The organism is Qipengyuania gaetbuli (genome assembly GCF_020524765.1).
Classification (GTDB): Bacteria; Pseudomonadota; Alphaproteobacteria; order Sphingomonadales; family Sphingomonadaceae; genus Qipengyuania; species Qipengyuania gaetbuli_A.
The window spans coordinates 911,713-929,486 of record NZ_JAIVLR010000001.1; the positions used below are offsets into that span (position 1 = coordinate 911,713).

Annotated in this window: 23 protein-coding genes; 8 read left to right on the top strand and 15 right to left on the bottom strand. The window is 64.6% G+C overall.

Features of this window, described 5'->3' with window-relative positions; all coding sequences use genetic code 11:
* Window positions 1-14: 14 nt before the first annotated feature.
* From LC083_RS04690 to gmk, 3 genes are read left to right on the top strand one after another with little or no spacing between them, the layout of a single operon-like run.
* Window positions 15-515 (top strand): SspB family protein, encoded by a 501-nt coding sequence (locus LC083_RS04690; RefSeq protein WP_224831236.1) that lies wholly within the window; start codon window positions 15-17, stop codon window positions 513-515.
* 46 nt (window positions 516-561) lie between these two features.
* On the top strand, window positions 562-990 hold the full coding sequence (locus LC083_RS04695; protein WP_226699395.1) for a hypothetical protein: 429 nt from the start codon (window positions 562-564) through the stop codon (window positions 988-990).
* A 59-nt stretch (window positions 991-1,049) separates the two neighbouring features.
* Window positions 1,050-1,697 (top strand): guanylate kinase, encoded by a 648-nt coding sequence (gene gmk, locus LC083_RS04700; protein ID WP_160608266.1) that lies wholly within the window; start codon window positions 1,050-1,052, stop codon window positions 1,695-1,697.
* Between the two features lie 31 nt (window positions 1,698-1,728).
* Here gmk and yihA read toward each other — a convergent pair whose 3' ends face one another.
* The 6 genes from yihA to LC083_RS04730 form a co-directional block, all read right to left on the bottom strand.
* On the bottom strand, window positions 1,729-2,382 hold the full coding sequence (yihA, locus tag LC083_RS04705) for a ribosome biogenesis GTP-binding protein YihA/YsxC (RefSeq protein WP_222555137.1): 654 nt from the start codon (window positions 2,380-2,382) through the stop codon (window positions 1,729-1,731).
* Window positions 2,379-4,136 (bottom strand): membrane protein insertase YidC, encoded by a 1,758-nt coding sequence (gene yidC / locus LC083_RS04710; RefSeq protein WP_226699396.1) that lies wholly within the window; start codon window positions 4,134-4,136, stop codon window positions 2,379-2,381. The genes yihA and yidC overlap by 4 nt, the downstream gene beginning before the upstream one ends.
* Window positions 4,137-4,196: 60 nt before the next feature.
* The gene (gene yidD, locus LC083_RS04715) at window positions 4,197-4,406 is read right to left on the bottom strand and encodes a membrane protein insertion efficiency factor YidD (RefSeq protein WP_160608269.1); all 210 of its coding nucleotides are present in this window, start codon (window positions 4,404-4,406) and stop codon (window positions 4,197-4,199) included.
* Entirely contained in the window at window positions 4,403-4,786 is a 384-nt protein-coding gene (gene rnpA, locus LC083_RS04720; RefSeq protein ID WP_226699397.1) for a ribonuclease P protein component, read from the bottom strand. The genes yidD and rnpA overlap by 4 nt, the downstream gene beginning before the upstream one ends.
* A gap of 89 nt (window positions 4,787-4,875) precedes the next feature.
* Window positions 4,876-5,010, bottom strand: coding sequence for a 50S ribosomal protein L34 (gene rpmH, locus LC083_RS04725; RefSeq protein WP_006833929.1), 135 nt, complete (start codon window positions 5,008-5,010; stop codon window positions 4,876-4,878).
* Window positions 5,011-5,143: 133 nt separating this feature from the next.
* On the bottom strand, window positions 5,144-6,022 hold the full coding sequence (locus LC083_RS04730; protein ID WP_226699398.1) for an alpha/beta hydrolase: 879 nt from the start codon (window positions 6,020-6,022) through the stop codon (window positions 5,144-5,146).
* A 159-nt stretch (window positions 6,023-6,181) separates the two neighbouring features.
* On the opposite strand from LC083_RS04730, the gene LC083_RS04735 reads away from it, so the two are divergent.
* Window positions 6,182-7,690, top strand: a complete 1,509-nt coding sequence (locus LC083_RS04735; protein ID WP_226699399.1) for a YifB family Mg chelatase-like AAA ATPase — start codon at window positions 6,182-6,184, stop codon at window positions 7,688-7,690.
* A 20-nt stretch (window positions 7,691-7,710) separates the two neighbouring features.
* Here LC083_RS04735 and LC083_RS04740 read toward each other — a convergent pair whose 3' ends face one another.
* Together LC083_RS04740 and LC083_RS04750 are read right to left on the bottom strand one after the other, a co-directional pair.
* On the bottom strand, window positions 7,711-8,061 hold the full coding sequence (locus LC083_RS04740; protein ID WP_226699400.1) for a hypothetical protein: 351 nt from the start codon (window positions 8,059-8,061) through the stop codon (window positions 7,711-7,713).
* Between the two features lie 412 nt (window positions 8,062-8,473).
* On the bottom strand, window positions 8,474-9,028 hold the full coding sequence (locus LC083_RS04750) for a winged helix-turn-helix transcriptional regulator (RefSeq protein WP_160608274.1): 555 nt from the start codon (window positions 9,026-9,028) through the stop codon (window positions 8,474-8,476).
* 191 nt (window positions 9,029-9,219) lie between these two features.
* On the opposite strand from LC083_RS04750, the gene LC083_RS04755 reads away from it, so the two are divergent.
* On the top strand, window positions 9,220-9,564 hold the full coding sequence (locus LC083_RS04755) for a CC_3452 family protein (RefSeq protein WP_226699401.1): 345 nt from the start codon (window positions 9,220-9,222) through the stop codon (window positions 9,562-9,564).
* 77 nt (window positions 9,565-9,641) lie between these two features.
* Here LC083_RS04755 and LC083_RS04760 read toward each other — a convergent pair whose 3' ends face one another.
* From LC083_RS04760 to galE, 3 genes are all read right to left on the bottom strand, one after another.
* Window positions 9,642-10,253: an HAD family hydrolase gene (locus LC083_RS04760; protein WP_226699402.1), complete on the bottom strand. Its 612-nt coding sequence runs from the start codon at window positions 10,251-10,253 to the stop codon at window positions 9,642-9,644.
* Window positions 10,254-10,350: 97 nt separating this feature from the next.
* Complete coding sequence (gene ykgO, locus LC083_RS04765; RefSeq protein WP_006833921.1) at window positions 10,351-10,476, bottom strand: type B 50S ribosomal protein L36; 126 nt, start codon at window positions 10,474-10,476, stop codon at window positions 10,351-10,353.
* 93 nt (window positions 10,477-10,569) lie between these two features.
* Window positions 10,570-11,583, bottom strand: coding sequence for a UDP-glucose 4-epimerase GalE (gene galE / locus LC083_RS04770; RefSeq protein WP_226699403.1), 1,014 nt, complete (start codon window positions 11,581-11,583; stop codon window positions 10,570-10,572).
* A gap of 125 nt (window positions 11,584-11,708) precedes the next feature.
* Between galE and LC083_RS04775 the strand changes: the two genes are divergently transcribed.
* Together LC083_RS04775 and LC083_RS04780 are read left to right on the top strand one after the other, a co-directional pair.
* Window positions 11,709-12,314 carry a DUF4136 domain-containing protein gene (locus LC083_RS04775; protein ID WP_226699404.1) on the top strand — a complete coding sequence of 202 codons (606 nt, stop codon included), beginning with the start codon at window positions 11,709-11,711 and terminating at the stop codon, window positions 12,312-12,314.
* Entirely contained in the window at window positions 12,311-13,450 is a 1,140-nt protein-coding gene (locus LC083_RS04780; protein WP_226699405.1) for a M14-type cytosolic carboxypeptidase, read from the top strand. Before LC083_RS04775 ends, LC083_RS04780 begins: the two co-directional genes overlap by 4 nt.
* 1 nt (window position 13,451) lies before the next feature.
* On the opposite strand, the gene LC083_RS04785 is transcribed toward LC083_RS04780, so the two are convergent.
* The 4 genes from LC083_RS04785 to LC083_RS04800 are packed head-to-tail and all read right to left on the bottom strand — an operon-like array spanning window position 13,452 to window position 16,110.
* Entirely contained in the window at window positions 13,452-14,474 is a 1,023-nt protein-coding gene (locus tag LC083_RS04785) for a S66 peptidase family protein (RefSeq protein ID WP_226699406.1), read from the bottom strand.
* Window positions 14,471-14,875: a cytidine deaminase gene (locus LC083_RS04790; protein ID WP_226699407.1), complete on the bottom strand. Its 405-nt coding sequence runs from the start codon at window positions 14,873-14,875 to the stop codon at window positions 14,471-14,473. Before LC083_RS04790 ends, LC083_RS04785 begins: the two co-directional genes overlap by 4 nt.
* A gap of 18 nt (window positions 14,876-14,893) precedes the next feature.
* Window positions 14,894-15,601: a glycoside hydrolase family 25 protein gene (locus LC083_RS04795; RefSeq protein ID WP_226699408.1), complete on the bottom strand. Its 708-nt coding sequence runs from the start codon at window positions 15,599-15,601 to the stop codon at window positions 14,894-14,896.
* Window positions 15,602-15,606: 5 nt separating this feature from the next.
* Complete coding sequence (locus tag LC083_RS04800; RefSeq protein ID WP_160608282.1) at window positions 15,607-16,110, bottom strand: UPF0262 family protein; 504 nt, start codon at window positions 16,108-16,110, stop codon at window positions 15,607-15,609.
* A gap of 138 nt (window positions 16,111-16,248) precedes the next feature.
* On the opposite strand from LC083_RS04800, the gene LC083_RS04805 reads away from it, so the two are divergent.
* The gene (locus LC083_RS04805) at window positions 16,249-17,772 is read left to right on the top strand and encodes a replicative DNA helicase (protein WP_226699409.1); all 1,524 of its coding nucleotides are present in this window, start codon (window positions 16,249-16,251) and stop codon (window positions 17,770-17,772) included.
* Window positions 17,773-17,774 lie beyond the last annotated feature (2 nt).

Consider the following 17,774-nt stretch of genomic DNA (forward strand, 5'->3'; position numbering starts at 1 on the left):
CCACCTAGTGCGCCATGAGCGACGATACGCCCGACAGCCTGATCCCCTACGACACGATCGTGCAGGAAGCGCTGCGTGCCGTGGTCGGCCGCGTGCTGGGCGAAATCGAGGCAAGCGGCAGCGAACTGCCGGGCGCGCATCATTTCTACATCACGTTCAAGACCCATGCCCCGGGCGTTTCCATCCCCGCAAATCTGCGCGAGCGGTTTCCGGACGAGATGACGATCGTCCTGCAGAACAAGTTCTGGGACCTGAATGTGCGCGAAGACGGCTTCAGCGTCGGCCTGTCGTTCAACCAGATCCCTGCCCAGCTCGACATTCCCTATTCGGCGATCACCCAGTTCGTCGATCCTGCGGTCGACTTCGGACTGCAGTTCCAGGCTACCGTCGCCGACATGGCGCCCGCCGCAACCGATCCGGCCGGCAATGACGAGGAACAGGCAGACCCTGCACCCGTTGAAGGGGCGGAAGACGGCTCGAACGTCGTCACGGTCGATTTCGGCCGCAAGAAGTAAACGGCGCGGTTCCAAACCAGCGCCGCAAACGGGGCAGGACACGGGCGTGGCACGTAAGAACAAGCCGACTCACTTGACCGACCGGGCGGCAGACGCGCTCGAACAGGCGACCGATCCTAATCCCGGCGTCCCGGACCCCGTGCCCGGACCCAGCACCAATCCCGCCACCAACCTGCTGATCAACGAGATCATGCTGCGAAGCGTGGGGCGCATTTCGCGCCAGACGGTCGAAAAGATGCTGCTCGGCCGCCAGTATGGCAAGCAATTCGCCAAGGATGCGGTCGAGAACCGCTCCATCGTCCACACGCTGGCCGCTTATGGCGTGACCAAGGTCGCGACCCGCTCGGTGCCGGGCGCGCTGGCGGTCGGCGCTGGCCTCGCGCTCAAGGTCCTGTTCGACCGCAGCCAGTCGCGCCGCACGGCTCGTCGCAAGGGCGATCGCACGCTGCGCAAGCAGACCAAGGGCGACGCTTGAGTGTGAACTGAAGCAAGCGCGGGGTTGATTCGCACCCGCCCCATGCGCCAACAGCGCGCATGGCCGAATCCTCCTCTTCGCAAGCCGCACTCGCCCGCCGCGGGCTGATGTTCATCCTGTCCTCGCCCAGCGGGGCGGGCAAGACGACCATATCGCGCATGCTGCTGGAGGCCGATGACGAGATCAAGCTATCGGTCAGCGTCACCACCCGTCCGCCGCGTCCGGGCGAGATCGATGGCGTGCATTACTACTTCGTCGACGATGCCGAATTCGACCGCATGGTCGAGGAAGACGACTTCTACGAATGGGCGCATGTCTTCGGCCATCGCTATGGCACGCCCAAGGGCCGCATCCGCGCAGCGTTGAAGGACGGGCAGGATTTCCTGTTCGACATCGACTGGCAGGGCACTCAGCAGCTTTACCAGAAAGACCAGCAGGACGTGGTCCGGGTGTTCATCCTGCCGCCCAGCATCGCCGAACTGCGCCGCCGCCTTGAAGCGCGCGCGCAGGACGAAAAGGACGTGATCGATGCCCGCATGGAACGCGCCCGTGCGGAAATCAGCCACTGGGACGCCTACGACTATGTCGTGATCAACGAGGACGTGAACCTGTGCTTCGGCAAGGTGCGCGAAATCCTCGACGCCGAACGCATGAAGCGCCAGCGCCAGACGGGTCTCATCCCCTTTGTACGCGAATTGATGAGCTGAACGGGGTGGGCCGCACCCGCCCGATCGCCGATCAGACGCCGACGTCGCTCAGGACGGCAGCGCGTAGTTCCGCGATGCCCATGCCCTTCTCGCTCGAAGTGACGTGGATCTGCGGATAGGCGGCGATGTGCTTCCTTGCCTCGGCCTCGGTTGCGGCAACGACCTTTTCGAGATCGCTGGCTTTCACCTTGTCCGCCTTGGTCAGCACGATGCGGTAGCCGACGGCAGCTTCGTCCAGCATCTTCATCATGTCGCGGTCGACATCCTTGAGGCCGTGCCGGCTGTCGACGAGGACAAGGTTGCGCACCAGCACCTGGCGCCCGCGAAGATAGGTCTTCACGAGGTTCTTCCACTTCTCGACGACCTTCACCGGAGCCTTGGCAAAGCCATAGCCCGGCATGTCGACAAGGCGGAACAGCGTCGGCTCGCCAACCTCGAAGAAGTTTAGCTCCTGCGTGCGGCCGGGCGTCACCGAAGCACGTGCGATGGCCTTGCGGCCAGTCAGCGCGTTCAACAGCGAGCTCTTGCCCACGTTGGAACGGCCCGCGAAGGCGATTTCGGGGACGGTCGGTTCGGGCAGGAACTTGAGCTGCGGGGCCGAGAGGAGGAACTCCACCCGGCCCGAAAACAGCTTGTTGGCCCGCCGTTCCAGCTGTGCCAGTTCGGCGGCTTCTTCTTCGGTCATCCCTTGGCCTTTGCCGCCTCGGCCGCCTTTTCGGCCTTCTCCTTCTCGGCAGCCGCCTTCAATTGCGGATGCTTGGAATAGAGATACTTCTGCTGCGCCAGCGTCAGGATGTTCGAGGTTACCCAGTAGAGCAGCAGGCCGGCCGCGAAAGGTGCCATGATGAACATGAGGACCCACGGCATGATCGCGAAGACCTGCTGCTGGACGGGGTCCATCGCCGACGGGTTCAGCTTGAAGGTCAGCCACATGGTGACGCCCAGCAGTACTGCCAGCACGCCGATGGCGAGGAAGCTGGGCGGCGTGAACGGCAGCAAGCCGAACAGGTTCAGGATGGTCGCCGGATCGGGCGCGGAAAGATCCTCGATCCAGAGGAAGTTGCGGTGACGCATCTCGATGGCGAGATACAGCACCTTGTAGAGCGCGAAGAAGATCGGGATCTGCAGGATCAGCGGCAGGCAGCCTGCCAGCGGATTGACCTTTTCCTCGCGGAACAGCTTCTGCATTTCCTGCTGCTGCTGGAGGCGGTCGTCCTTGTACTTCTCTTGGATCGCCTTCATCCGCGGCTGGATCGCCTTCATCGATGCCATCGAAGAAAACTGCTTCTGCGCGATGGGGAACATCACGCCGCGAACGATGATGGTGAGGCAGATGATCGCCACGCCGAAATTGCCGACGAGATCGAACAGCGTCTTGAGCAACCACAGCAGCGGCTTTTCGAACCAGCGGAACCAGCCCCAGTCGATCGCCAGACCGAACTGCGCAAGGCCGGCATCCTGGTAGGCGTCGAGGATCGTGGAATCCTTGGCACCGGCGTAAAGCCGCGAAGTTGTCGTGTACTTGCGGCCGGCCGGCACGGTCACCGGGTCGTAGATCATGTCGGCGCGGTAGGCATTGCCGCCGAGCGCGCGGAAGGTCGCATCCGGGGCCGAACCGTCCTGCGGGACGAGCGCGGACAGCCAGTAGATGTCGGTGAAGCCGAGCCATTCGGCACGTCCCTGCGGACTGACCGGACCGTCATCGTCGAGATCGCCGTAGTCCGTGTCGTAATTCGCGCTGTCGCCGAACACGCCGATGGGGCCGGAATGCGCGATGAAGAAGTCTGCGCTCGCCGTGTCCGAAGTACGGCTGACGAGGCCGAACGGCTGGACCACTGCGGGGACGGCAGAGCGGTTGGCAATGCTCTGCTCGACGGTGACCATGTAGTTCTCGTCGATGGCATAGCGCAGCTGAAGTTCCAGACCGTTGCCGGCGTCGTGCGTCAGCGTGACGGGCTTGTCGACCGACAGCAGATCGCCATCGGCCTGCCACACTGTTGCATCGGGCAGCTTCTGGCCGTTCACGATAAAGCCCAGCTGGGCGAAATGCTGGGCAGGCGTGCCGCGCGGCGAGAACAGGCGAACCGGGCCGCTGTCCTTGTCGGTCGTCTCGGCGTAATCCTTGAGCACCACGTCGTCGATCACGGCGCCGGTCAGGTTGATCGAACCTGCTACCTTGGGCGAATCGATGCGCACCCGGTCGGGCGATGCCAGCGCGGTTTCGAGGTCCGCCGCTTCCTGCTTCAGCGCAGCAGGATCGGTCAGTCCGCCGGTCCGCGAATGCTGAACCTCTGCGCCCTCACCCGATGGGACGGCGGTTTCGGCAGCGACCACCGGCTCGTCCGGCTGCGGGTAGAAATAGTTCATCGCAGCGTCCCAGCCCAGCAAGAGGGCCATCGACAGCACGACGACGAGAATGATGTTGCGCGAATTTTCCAAGGTCGATCCCGGTTCAGGTTTCGGTTCAGATGGGAATGGTGTGTTAGATCGTCAAGACAGCTACGGAACGGGGTCGTGTCCGCAGCCCCCCCACGGTTGGCAGCGCAATAGCCGCTTCAGCGCCAGCCATCCACCCTTGATCGCCCCATATTTTCCCAGCGCCTCGATGGCATACTGGCTGCACGAGGGAGAATAGCGGCAGGTCGGCGGCAGGATGCGGCTGGGGCCCAGCTGCCAGGCGCGGGCAATCAGGATCAGGACATGCTTCATGCGCGCGGGCTCCGCGGTCGGCGGGGGCCGCGCGGGCGGTCGCCCTTGCCGTCCCTTGCCCGCTCCAGCGCGGCGGCAAGTTCCTCGGCCAGCATCGCAAAGTCACGCTCGACCCCGCCTTCGCGGCCGATCAGGATATGGTCGTGGTCGGGCAGGCCGAATTCGGGAAGGCCTGCCCAGAGCAGTTCGCGGAAGCGGCGCTTCATCCGGTTGCGCACGACGGCGTTGCCGATCTTCTTCGTCACGGTGATGCCGTAGCGCTTCCCCAGCCCCGCGTTCGGGCGCGTCAGCAGCACGAAGCCGGGCCGTGCATTGCGCAGCCCCTTGTTGGCGGCGAGGAAGTCGCTGCGTTTGCGGATGACGGATAGGCCGTGCGGCATGGTAGGCAGATACGCAAAACGGGCCCCCGATGGGAGCCCGTTTGATTATCGCGATCATGGCCGCGCACAGGGCGCGGCGGATCAGGCGATTAGGCGCAGAGGTTCTTGCGGCCGCGAGCGCGACGGGCGCGAAGCACCTTGCGGCCACCCGGGGTCGCCTTGCGCGCGAAGAAACCGTGGCGACGGGCGCGCACGAGGTTCGAGGGCTGGAAAGTCCGCTTCATCGGATAGTCCTTCAAAAATTCGTTGTCTGTCGGGCGAATCGCGCCAACAAAAAGGGCCGCCGCTGCCGGCGACCGCATTGGTGGAGGGGCGCTTAGGCGAAACGCTGTGGTCGGTCAAGCCCTCCGCGCAGCGTCAATATGCGGCATAGGCAATCTGCGGTGCACGCTCGCCAATGCCGGCTCCGCCGCCCACCCAGCGCCGCATTTCGCGCGCATCGAGCCAGCGGGCAGAGCGGTGCGGGACGGAGTTGGTGAAGCGGTAGAATGCACGCGCATCACGCTCGCTCATGCCCATTTCACGGTAATAGGTGAGGTAGCGGCGGTTTTCCGGCGCATCCTCTTCGTAATCCTGCGCTTCGTGGCCATGTTCATCCATCCAGCTGTGCACGGCAAACTCCGCCCCGTCGGCGATATCGCGGGCCGTACCTGCGAGGAATAGCTCGACCGCACCCGAACGCACCGATCCGCGACGCGGAACATATGTGGCGAGCCCGGCTGCACGAATCATCCGGCCGAGTTTCATGTTGGCCAGATCATCGCTCGTGCCCGGGCATTCGACCATGTCGAGCTGCGCAAGGTTGGGGTGGCGGCGCATCATGACGCGAAACCAGCGCGGGCTGTCCGCATCGGTTTCGCCGACCAGCGCCACGCGCCCTTCGTCGAGCACGCGGAAAGGACCGTACTGGGCAATCCCGGCGCTGTAATTTCGCAAGCTGCGGTCGATGCCGGGGAAGCGGGCGCGTAAGGCGGAATAGGTCGGCTGCTGCACCGGTCGCGGGACGAACTGCGGTGCAGCGGGGACCGGCGCGTAGACGATCGTCTGCACCGTGACCGATACCGGCGCGCGCGGCGCTTCGATCGCGGGGATCGGGCGACCCGCATGGACCTGCTGCACGACCGGCTGGCTGACGAAGGCAATAGGGAGCTTCACGAGGCCCATCGACTGCGCCGCCACCGGGGAGGCAATTCCGGTGGCCAGTGTGGCAAGCAGGAGAAGGACCGCGCGAAGCATGCAGCCGCACTGCGCCCGCCCCTCTTACCGGCTTGCCAAAGGGCATGGTCAACGCGGCGTTAACGCCATGTCTTTCCCGAACATTTTGCCTGCCAAGTCTCGACAACAAAAGGGTTTTTCGTCACTGCCTCCGGACGAATACAGAGACGGGGGTTAAGGGTGGTCGCACTGGTCCGGACGGTGGCCTATCTCGGGCTGGAAGCGCGCGCGGTGGAGGTTCAATGCTCGCTTGCGCCGGGCCTTCCGAACTTCAACATCGTCGGGCTGGCGGACAAGGCCGTGGGCGAAAGCAAGGAACGGGTGCGCGCCGCCCTGTCATCCATGGGACTGGCTCTGCCGCCCAAGCGGATCACGATCAACCTGTCGCCTGCGGACCTTCCCAAGGAGGGGTCGCATTACGACCTGCCGATCGCACTGGCAGTGCTCGCCGCGATGGCCGTGACCGATGCCGAGCAGCTGGAGGACTGGATCGTGGTGGGCGAGCTGGCGCTCGACGCACGAGTAGCGCCTTCGCCGGGCGTGCTCCTCGCCGCGATGCATGCCAGCGAGACGGGCAAGGGCCTGATCTGCCCCGCGGCGCAAGGTTCGGAAGCCAAGTGGGCAAGCCAGGTACCGGTCCTCGCCGCGCCCGACCTTGCCAGCCTGCTCAATCATCTCAAGGGAACAGGGCAGCTCGCCGAACCCGAGCGCGGACTGGTCGACGAACCGGTCCATTGCGCCGACCTCAGGCAGGTAAAGGGGCAGGAAACAGCCAAGCGCGCGCTCGAGATAGCGGCGGCGGGCGGCCACAACCTCCTGATAATCGGGCCACCCGGTGCCGGCAAGTCGCTCCTTGCAAGCTGCCTGCCCGGAATCCTGCCGCCACTCACCCCGCCCGAGGCGCTCGAGGTGAGCATGGTGCAATCGGTCGCCGGCCTGCTCGAAGACGGTCGCATCAGCCGCGCACGACCCTTCAGGGCTCCGCACCACTCCGCCAGCATGGCTGCGCTCACAGGCGGGGGACTGCGTGTGAAGCCGGGCGAGGTAAGCCTGGCGCACCTTGGCGTCCTGTTCCTCGACGAACTGCCCGAATTCCAGCGGGCGGTGCTCGATTCGCTACGGCAGCCGCTTGAAACGAACACGGTGGATGTGGCGCGCGCGAACGCACACGTGACCTTCCCCGCCAACGTCCAACTGATCGCCGCGATGAACCCGTGCCGCTGTGGCCACCTCGGCGACCCCGCGCTCGCCTGCAGCCGCGCGCCGAAATGTGCTGCCGATTACCAGAGCAAGGTTTCAGGTCCGATGCTCGACCGGATCGACCTCCACGTGGAAGTCGATCCGGTCAGCGCGGCCGATCTCGCGCTTCCTCCACCTGCCGAAGGAAGCGCCGAGGTCGCCGCCCGTGTTGCGGCCGCCCGGGCCCGCCAGAGCGCACGCGAGGCCGAAAGCGGGGTGCGCACCAATTCGGAACTGCAGGGCGATGCGCTCGAACGCTTCGCCGGCCCGGACGAGGCGGGCCGCCAGTTGCTGATGCAGGCGGCCAGCGCGATGCGGCTGTCCGCCCGCAGCTATACGCGAATGCTGCGCGTCGCGCGCACGATCGCCGACCTGGCCGGGTCAGAACAGGTCGGCCGCATCCACATAGCAGAGGCGCTCAGCTACCGCAGGCAGCCGCCACGCGCCTGATTTGGCAGAGTTCATCAGCCCTAGTTGCTTTCGCCCATGTCGAGGTTGAGCTTGACCGTTTCGTGCTCCACGTCGCCTTCGAATTTTTTGAGGAAATCCTCGATCGGGATCGCCTGCGCCTTGTCGACCATGGGGTTCGACTTGGCCATTTCGACGGCGCGCAATTCGTCCGGCGTCATGCGGACATGGACGTAAGGCATCCAGACCTCGCCGAATTCGGCTTGCTGGTACCAGACGTCGAGCACGTCGTAGGAAGCCCACGAGCCGTTCGGTTCGCGCAGGCGGATGCCTTCGCCGATGCGCGGCACGGCAACCGTCTTGATGCGGAAGACGGTCTGGTGGGTTTCGTTCTGAACTTCGATTTCAATCACAATACGGCCCGGCTCCGGCGGGACTTGAGGCCCGACTTCGCGATTCTCTTCGCATCAACCTGTTGAGATGGTTTTAACGATGACGTCACGGTGCCAGTCGCGCCATGACGTCACTTTTGCGCATAAGGCGTATTCTTGAGCAGGTGCCGGTTGTAGTCTGGCGCGCCGTCGTCCCACCAGACCGGTCCACGCTCGCCGAGGCCCAGCTTGGCGGCATGCACTTCACTGCGAGCACGTTTCTCGGCCTCGCCGTCGTCTGAACGGCACGCTGCCGCCACGGCGCGTCGAGCCGCCATCAGCCGGTCTACCAGCGCCTGGCGTTCATTATCCGGCAGGTTCGGATTGGCCGCCCGCCACAGGCGGCCGCGTACGATGATGTAGCGGCCGTCAGGCGTGCGTTCGACCGCTTCGCTCAGGCGGCGTCCTTGGCCTTGCGAGCGGAAGCGATGTCGACGACCGAGCCATTCTTCATGATGGCATGCGGCTCTGCCTTGGTTCCGTCGGCGCGGATGCCGAGGTTCTTGCGTTCGACAAGAGCCAGGTCCGCTGGGCCCAGAAGGCGCCCGTCGTGGCTGAGGATGGAAGTCGGCCCGATGGGCAGGCGATCACGCTCGTCCACCAGCACCGGGTTCTCGACCACTTCGGCGCCGTATTTCTGGCCCCACTGGCGCAGCGCCACCATGGCCGGCAGCAGGTCGAAGCCCTTGTCGGTAAGGCGGTATTCGATCTTGCGGCGGTCATCCGGGCAAGGATCGCGCTTGAGGATGCCATGCTCGACCAGCTTGGCCAGCCGGTTCGAGAGGATGTTGCGGGCAATGCCCAGTTCGCTGAGGAATTCCTCGAAATGGTGCAGGCCGTTGAAGCTGGCCCGCAGGATCATGAAACTCCAGCGTTCGCCCATGACTTCCAGTGCCTGCGGCAAGCCGCATTCGGTGAGTTCGCGCAGTGGTTCGCGGATGTCGCCCATAAAATCAGTCCTTCCCGTGAAACCTATTTAGCGCAGTTTTCGCCAAAGCCAAATATTTCCAAAAAAAATGGGTTGCATCCCGAAACCTATCGGCATAGGTAGCGATTCGCAACCAGTTGCAAATGAAAACCTAGATTGCAATTTTCGCAAGGCCAGTTGAGAAAATTGCAATGAAATATCGGAGTTTGACCATGACCCTCTCCCTGAACCGCACCGCTCACCTGGGCGTTCTCGCAACCGCTTTCGCCTATACCACGCTGACCTTCGGCGCGCTCGTCACCCCGACGGTTGCCGAAGCCAAGTCGTCGAACGGCCCGTTCTACACCGCCGAACTCGCGCAGCCTGCTGCCGAGCGCACCGTGATTGCAGGCGGCGTCGCATGGACCTGCGCCGACACGACCTGCGTCGGCACCAAGGGCACCTCGCGTCCGCTGCGCGTGTGCCGCGAACTGAACCGTGACCTCGGCGAAGTGGTTTCCTTCACCGCCAAGGGCGAAGCGCTGGAAGCCGACAAGCTGGCGAAGTGCAACGGCTAAGGCCGTCCACCAGACCCCCCACCCCCTCTCCATCAGGGTGGAACTCCAAGGCCCCGGCGGAAACGCTGGGGCCTTTTTCAGATCAGCCCGCGTGCGGAGAGGTCGTGTTCGAGTCCGGCGGCATCAGTGAAGTGATGGACCTGCCAGCCGCAGCCTTGCGCGGCTTCGATGTTCGCCTCGTTATCGTCGATGAACAGCATTGCGGCCGCGCGCAGTGCGAATCGTTCTTCCGCCAGCGCGAAGATCGCAGGGTCGGGCTTGGCGAGGCATTCCTCGCCGGAGACGACGATATCGCGGAAGCGGTCGAAAATCGGTGCGGTCGGGCGGAAGCCGGCCCAGAACTCGGCGCCGAAATTGGTGATCGCGAACAGCGGAACGCCCCGTGCATCAAGCCTTTCGACCAGTGCATGGCTACCTTCGACCGGGCCGGGGATCGTTTCGTTGAACCGCGTCGCATAGGCGCGAATCTCATCCGCGAAATCGGGATAGAGCGCGATGCGTTCGGGCACCATTTCCCCGAGCGGCCGGCCACGATCGTGCTGGAAATGCCATTCTTCGGTCACGACCTCGTCGAGCAGCGTGCGCAGCCGCGCCTCGTCGTCGACGATCTTCTCGAACAGCGAGGCGATCTGCCACTGGTAGAGCACGCGCCCCACGTCGAACACGACGGCTTCCACGCTGGCTGCCATTATCGCCCCTTCCCGAATGCGAACGGCCCGCACTCCCTCGGGAGCCGGGCCGGTCGGAAAACCAGTCGCGACGCCAACGGCGCCGCACGCCAGATGCTTAGCCCTGGCGAGCCTTGAAGCGACGGTTGGTCTTGTTGATGACGTAGGTCCGCCCGCGACGACGGATCACGCGGCAATCGCGGTGCCGGCTCTTGAGCGACTTGAGGCTGTTGCGGATCTTCATGGTATATCTCGTCTAGCAAATAAATACGCGCCGGAGTTGGAGCCCCGACGCGCCAAATTCAAGCGCGCCCGTTAGCGACGGGGGTGATTCCCGTCAAGCATCTCCGCGAATTTCGCTGAGTTTGCGCTCCCACTGAACCGCGTGGCCGATGATCTGGTCGAGATCGGCGTATTTGGGCTGCCAAGGCAGAGTAGCCGTGATGCGCGACGGATCGGATACCAGCTCGCCCGGGTCCCCCGCACGGCGCGGCTCCATCCGCCGCTCGATCCGCGAATTGGTCACCCGGTCGACGGCATCCAGCACCTCGAGGACCGAGAAGCCGCGCCCGTAACCACAGTTCATGGTCAGCGAACGGGCTGGCTGGTCGATCAGCGCCTCGAGCGCGAGAACGTGGGCCGCCGCAAGGTCGCTGACATGGATGTAATCGCGCACCCCGGTGCCGTCGGGGGTGTCGAAATCGGTGCCGAAGACCGAGACCCCGTCGCGCTTGCCCGTCGCCGCCTCGCAGGCGACTTTGATCAGATGGGTCGCGCCGGCCGTCGACTGGCCGGTCCGCGCCTGCGGATCGGCGCCTGCAACATTGAAGTAGCGCAAGGCGCAAAAGTTGAACCCGTGCGCGGCGGTGGCGTCGGCCAGCATCTGTTCTGTCATCAGTTTCGACCAGCCATACGGATTGATGGGCTGCCTGGGGCTGTCTTCGGATACCGGGGATGCCTCCGGCGTGCCGTAGGTCGCGGCGGTCGAGGAGAAAATGAAGTGCTCCACCCCGCCCTTGACCGCTGCCTCGATCAGGGCGCGGCTCTTCACCGTGTTGTTGTCGTAATATTTGAGCGGGTTCTCTACCGATTCTGGCACCACGACCGAGCCGGCAAAATGCATGATCGCCTTAATGCTCTGCTCGGCGATGATTTGTGCCACCAGATCGCCGTCGGCAATATCGCCTTCATAAAGCGGGACATCGTCGGGCACGGCGAATTTGAACCCGGTCGACAGGTTGTCGATGACTGCCACCGGCCAGCCGGAATCGCGCAAGGCCAGCACTGCGTGACTTCCGATGTAGCCGGCGCCGCCGGTCACAAGGACGGGAATTTTCTTTATGCTATCCATGTGCCCGCGCCTAGCAGATCGCGTGGGCGGCGCAATCGGTGCGGCCGGAAACTCCCGTCCGGAGCCTTTGCCGCCTGTCGCGCGTTCTTCTTTCTTTAACGCCCAACGTCGAAAGAGCCCCCAAAATGAACCGGATCGCCCTGACATTCGCTGCCCTCGGCACATTTGCACTCTCAGCCTGCGCCACCGCGCCGGGCCCCGTGCAGGTCACGCGATTCGTCGCACCGGAAGCGGGTGCCCGCCTCGGCGAAGGCACGATCTTCCTAGAAGGATCCGGCGCGCAGGACACGGACAGCCTCGCCCTGATGCCATACAAGTCCGCCGTCGCTGCCCAGCTTCGAGCCTTGGGCTACACCGAGACCGACCGAGCTTCCGCCCGCCAGATCGCAACGGTTACGCTCGAACGATACGTGCAGAGCGCGGAAGGCAGGCGCTCGCCGGTTACTGTCGGCGTCGGCGGGCGGACCGGGAGTTATGGCTCCGGCGTCGGTGTCGGCATCGGCATCAACCTGGGCGGCGGCGAGCGCGACAAGCTGGGTAGCGAACTGTCCGTCACCATCCGCGACGCCGCATCGCAAGCCAACTTGTGGGAAGGCCGCGCCGACCTGCGCGTTCCCGACAATTCGCCCCTTGCGCAAGCGCAAGCAAACGCACAGACCCTCGCCGCCGCGCTGTTCAGCGATTTTCCCGGCAACAATGGCGAAACGATAGAAGTAGAGGTTCCCAAGTGAGCGATATCCGGATCGATGCCGAGTTCGACAGCGGCAATATCGAAGTGCTGTCGATCGATGGCGCCAGTGCGAAGCTGGCGATCCCGCTCGATACCAAGAGCGAGTTCAAGCAGTGGTTCCATTTCCGCGTGACCGGCGCGGCAGGGCGCGAGCTTGTGCTGAAGATCCGCGACCTCGAAACCAGCGCCTATCCGGGCGGCTGGCCGGGCTACGATGCCTGCGTTTCGGAAGACCGCGATTACTGGGGCCGCGCCGCCTCTTCCTATGACAAGGACGAGGACGGCGGCACGCTGACGATCCGCTACACGCCCGCAAGCGACGTGGTGTGGTTCGCTTACTTTGCGCCCTATTCGATGGAGCGTCACCACGACCTCGTCGCAGAAGCCGCATCGAGCGAAGGCGTGGACTACCGCTGCCTCGGCACCACGCTCGACGGCCAGCCGATCGACTGCCTCGAAATGGGAGAAGGCGAATTCAAGGTCTGGCTCTACGCCCGCCAGCACCCGGGCGAAACGCAGGCCGAATGGTGGATGGAAGGCGCGCTCGAGGTGCTGACCGATCCTGCCGACAGCGTCGGGCGTCTGCTGCGCCAGCGGTGCCGCCTCCATGTCGTGCCCAACTGCAATCCCGACGGATCGCGCCGCGGAAACTTGCGCGTCAACGCCGCGGGCATCAACCTCAACCGCGAATGGGCGGAACCGACGGCCGAAAAGAGCCCCGAGGTTCTCGCCATCCGCAATCGGATGGACGAAACGGGCGTCGACTTCGCGATGGACGTCCACGGCGACGAGGCGATCCCTGTCGCCTTCATCGCCGGCTTCGAAGGCATCCCGAGCTGGAAGGACGAGCAGGGCGAAGGCTATTACAACTTCGAGAAGATCCTCGACCGCCGCACGCCCGATTTCCAGACCGAGCAGGGCTATGTGAAGTCCAAGCCGGGCCAGGCGAACCTCACCATGAGCACCAACCAGGTGGCCGAGCGTTTCGGCGCGGTCGCGATGACGCTGGAGATGCCCTACAAGGACAATCCCGCAAGCCCCGAGCCCGAGCAAGGCTGGTCGCCGGAACGCTGCAAGATGCTGGCCCGTGATTGCCTTGCCAGCCTGCTCGAATGGCTGGAAGCGCGGGACAAGTAGGTCAGGCGACGATCGGTTCGAGCAGCCGGATCGTCCGCGCCCCGGCATCGATTTCCACTTTCGCACCGTGCGGCAGCGCCAGCTGCCCGCGGTGGTGGCCGATGTTCGATCCGACGAAGGTCGGAATGCCGAGCGGGGCGAGGTGCTGGTCGAGCACTTCGTCCAGCGTGAAACCGGCATAGTCGGGCTCGTCGCTCGCGCAGCTGCGGCACCGGCCGAATACGACTCCCGACACCCGCCCCAGCACCCCTGCCAGCTGCAATTGCTGGAGCATCCGGTCGATCCGGTATTCCGCCTCGTTCACGTCCTCGAGGAACAGGATCGCACCGTCGAAATCGGGCACCCAGGGCGTACCCATCAAAGTCGAAAGCACGGTGAGATTGCCGCCGAGCAGCCTCCCCTTTGCCGTGCCCTCCCTGATAGTCCGTCCCTGCGGACCTTGGGCTAGTTCGGGCTCCTCATCGGCACCGCCCAGCACAGGGGTCGCGCCGGCGAAGGCGAGGCGCCACAGGCTTTCCCAACTGCTGCGCGGCCAAGGGCTGGCCGCATTGGGCGAGTGGAGGGTGGGAAATCCCGCCTTCTGCGCGATGGCGAGGTGCAGCGCGGTATTGTCGCTATAGCCCACGAACAGCTTGGGATTGCGCCGGATCATCTCCCAGTCGAGCAGGGGCAGGAGCCTTGCCCCGCCCCAGCCGCCCCGAACGGCGAAGATGGCCTTCACCGTATCGTCCGCGAACGCTGCGTTGATGTCGGCCGCTCGCTGCACATCGGTCCCGGCGAGATAGCCTGACCTCGCGGCCACATTGGCACCCGTCCTGGGGACGAGACCCATGCCCCGCAGAGTAAATTCGGAATTGGCGATTTCGCGTTCAGAGGCCGCGCTTGCCGGGGCGACCAGTGCCACGGTGTCGCCCTGCCTGAGGCGCGGCGCGATACGGCGCGACTTTGCCAGTGCGGGGAAAGGTGCCGCCAGCGCCCCCAATGCGGCTACCATGCCGCCCAGTGCGGCACGGCGCGTGGTCACACGAGGCTCGCCGGGCCGAATGCTTCGGGTAGCAGGGCAGCCAGAGTGGTGCGCCGCACTTCATCAGGTCCCACGCACAGGATTGCGGGGTCAGTACCGCCCAGTTGCGCCAGTTCGTTAAGTACTTGGCGACAGCGGCCGCACGGCGTGATCGGCATCTCGCCCGGCCCGGTCACTGCGACCGCTACTAGGCCTCCGCGCGCACCGTCGGCCATGGCCTTGGAAACCGCCACCGTCTCCGCACACAGCGCAAGACCATAGCTGGCGTTCTCGATATTGGTGCCCGTCACCACGCTGCCATCGGCGAACAGCAAGGCGGCCCCCACGGCGAAATTGGAATAGGGCGAATAGGAGTTCGCGGCGGCCCCTCGGGCAGCGGCGATCAGGTCGTCGTCACTCATGCCTACCGCTTAGCGTGATCAGGGCTGGACGACCAGCCAGCGCAGCGGCGTGTCCGCGGCCTCGCTGGTATGGGCGGCATTGGCCGTCCAGATGGTCCAGGGACGCCCTGCATAGTCGGGCTCGTCCAGGTCGCCTTCCAGCCACAGCGCCCGCTCCAGGCGTGCCGCCGGACGATAGCGCTCCTCGAAACTCTCGCTGGGTGCGAGAATGACGGGGGCTCCCGTATGCGCCTCGATCTGGTTGACGAGCGTCAGGAGCTCGCTCTGCACGGCGGCATCGGACACGCGTTCGGAACAGTCGTCCGCCGTGCGCGCCAGGCGGATGACGGGCGGCAAAAGCTGCGTATCGCGGGGCACGATGGTCACGAAATTGGCGCTTTGCCCGTCGGCTGTGACGCAGGGGTCGAATTCATGGGTCGCGCCGACCTGAAGCCCCGCCTCGCGCGCGGCGGCGAGGTGGTCGGAGAAGGCCGCGTCCTTGTCGCGCGCGCCCTTGCTGGCCTCGAGGTAGACGAAGCTTGCGCCCAGCCCCTTGAGCACGGTGAAATCGACGTTCTCGTCTTCTTCGCCCACCAGCGCACCTTGGTCGGGGTAGGCCTCTTCGTCGGGTCGCCAGTTGCGATCCTCGTTCCACTTCCATGTGGCCGCGGCTGCGCCAGCCACCATGAGAAGCAGGACCAGCTTGAATGCCCAGCCGCGGGAGGCCTTTTTCTTGCGCCGCGCCATCGTGATCAGCCCTTGATGTGCAGGACGCAGATGAGGGTGAAGAGCCGGCGCGCGGTGGCGAAATCGGTTTCCACCTTGCCTTCGAGCCTTTCGAGCAGGAGTTCCGCTGCACGGTTGTGGACACCGCGCCGGGCCATGTCGATCGTCTCGATCTCCATCGCGGTCGCCTTGCGGATCGCCTGGTAATAGCTGTCGCAAATGGCGAAATATTCGCGGATCGGACGGCGGAAGCGCGCAAGGCCGAGCAGCAGCTCTTCCACCATTACGCCATCCGTATTGGCCACGGTCATCAGCAGGCGCCCGTCGCGCACCGCCAGCTTGAGGTGGTAGGGGCCCGTCGCCCCGCGCTCGACCGCGCGCAGCGGCTTGAACGTATTGTCCTCGATCAGGTCGAAGATGGCGATCCGGCGTTCCTGCTCAATATCCGCATTGCGCCAGATGATCGTCTCTTCGTCGAGATCGATCTGCGCGATGCGATAATCGGTGGAGGTGCTGGCGGATTCGGTCATGACTTGCAGGCCCGCTTTCGCAACTGCGACACATCGGGGCAAGGCCTCTTCGTTATTCCCGCTATCCACAAGGGCAGGCGTCGTCTTGCGGTCACACTGCGCTTGTGGCGAATCCGCCTCTCGCCCATGGTGCCGCGCATGGCCGACACCGATCTCCTTTTCCGTCCCGATGATTCGACTCCCGCTCCCGAAAAGCAGGGGCAGGTGCTGCCCAGCAACATCGAGGCGGAGGCCGCGTTCCTCGGCGCGGTGCTGATCGACAACCAGGTCGTGCAGGAGCTCAACACGCCGCTGCAGCCGCACCATTTCTACGAGCCGGTGCACCAGCGCATCTACGAGCGCATCCACAAGCTGCTCGACCGCAATTCGATCGCCACGCCGGTTACCCTGAAGCCCTATTTCGAGAGCGACGAGGCGCTCAAGCAGCTGGGCGGCGTCACCTATCTCGCCAGGCTTACGCAGGACGGACAGGGCCTGCTCGCCACCGGCAAGCTGGCCGAACAAATCTACGACCTCGCGCTGCTGCGCGAACTGGTCCATGTCGGCCGCAACCTCGTCGAAGGCGCGCTGGACACCTCGGACGAAGTCGCGCCGATGGACCGCATCAGCCAGGCCGAAGCCGATCTCTACAAGGTCGCCGAAGGCGCGACCTCGGGCAGCGAGGCGCAGGATTTCCGCACCGCTGCGCTGGGCGCGCTCAAGATGGTCGAGGCGGCGATCAATTCGGGCGGCCGCTTTTCCGGCAAGACGACGGGCCTCGACACGGTCAACGACAAGACCAGCGGCCTGCACAATTCCGACCTCATCATCCTCGCCGGACGTCCGGGCATGGGCAAGACCTCGCTTGCGACGAACATCGCGTTCAATGCCGCGCGGCGCCTGATGGACGACGAGAAGCTGGGCATCGCCCGCAGCGAATCGCCGGGTGCCGCGACGGCCTTCTTCAGCCTCGAAATGAGCGCCGACCAGCTGGCCACGCGTATCCTTGCCGAAACCGCCGAGATCTCCAGCGAGAAGCTGCGCTCGGGCAAACTGAGCCGCGAGGAGTTCCAGCGCCTGTCCTTTGCCAGCCAGGAACTCAACGAGCTGCCGCTCTACATCGACGACACGCCCGGCCTCACCATCGGCGCGCTGCGCACCCGCGCCCGCCGACTAAAGCGCCGGCACGACATCGGGCTGGTCATCGTCGACTATTTGCAGCTGCTGCAGGGATCGGGCCGCGCGAACGACAACCGCGTGAACGAAATTTCGGAGATCAGCCGCGGCTTGAAGACGCTGGCCAAGGAACTCAACGTTCCCGTCATCGCGCTTTCGCAGCTGAGCCGTGCGGTTGAACAGCGCGAGGACAAGCGCCCCCAGCTTTCGGACCTCCGCGAATCCGGCTCGATCGAGCAGGACGCGGACATGGTCTGGTTCATTTTTCGCGCCGAATATTACCACAACGCGCTGAAGCCCGACACGCCGGATGAAACCAGCAGCGAAGACGTGCGCCAGAAATATGCCGACTGGGAAGCGCGGCATCTCGAGCTGGTGAACCGCGCGACGCTGATCGTCGCCAAGCAGCGTCACGGTTCGACCGGCAACGTGCCGCTGCTGTTCCAGAGCGAGTTCACCAAGTTCACCTCGCCCGAACTGCGCGGTGGCTACGACAACTACGAATAGCG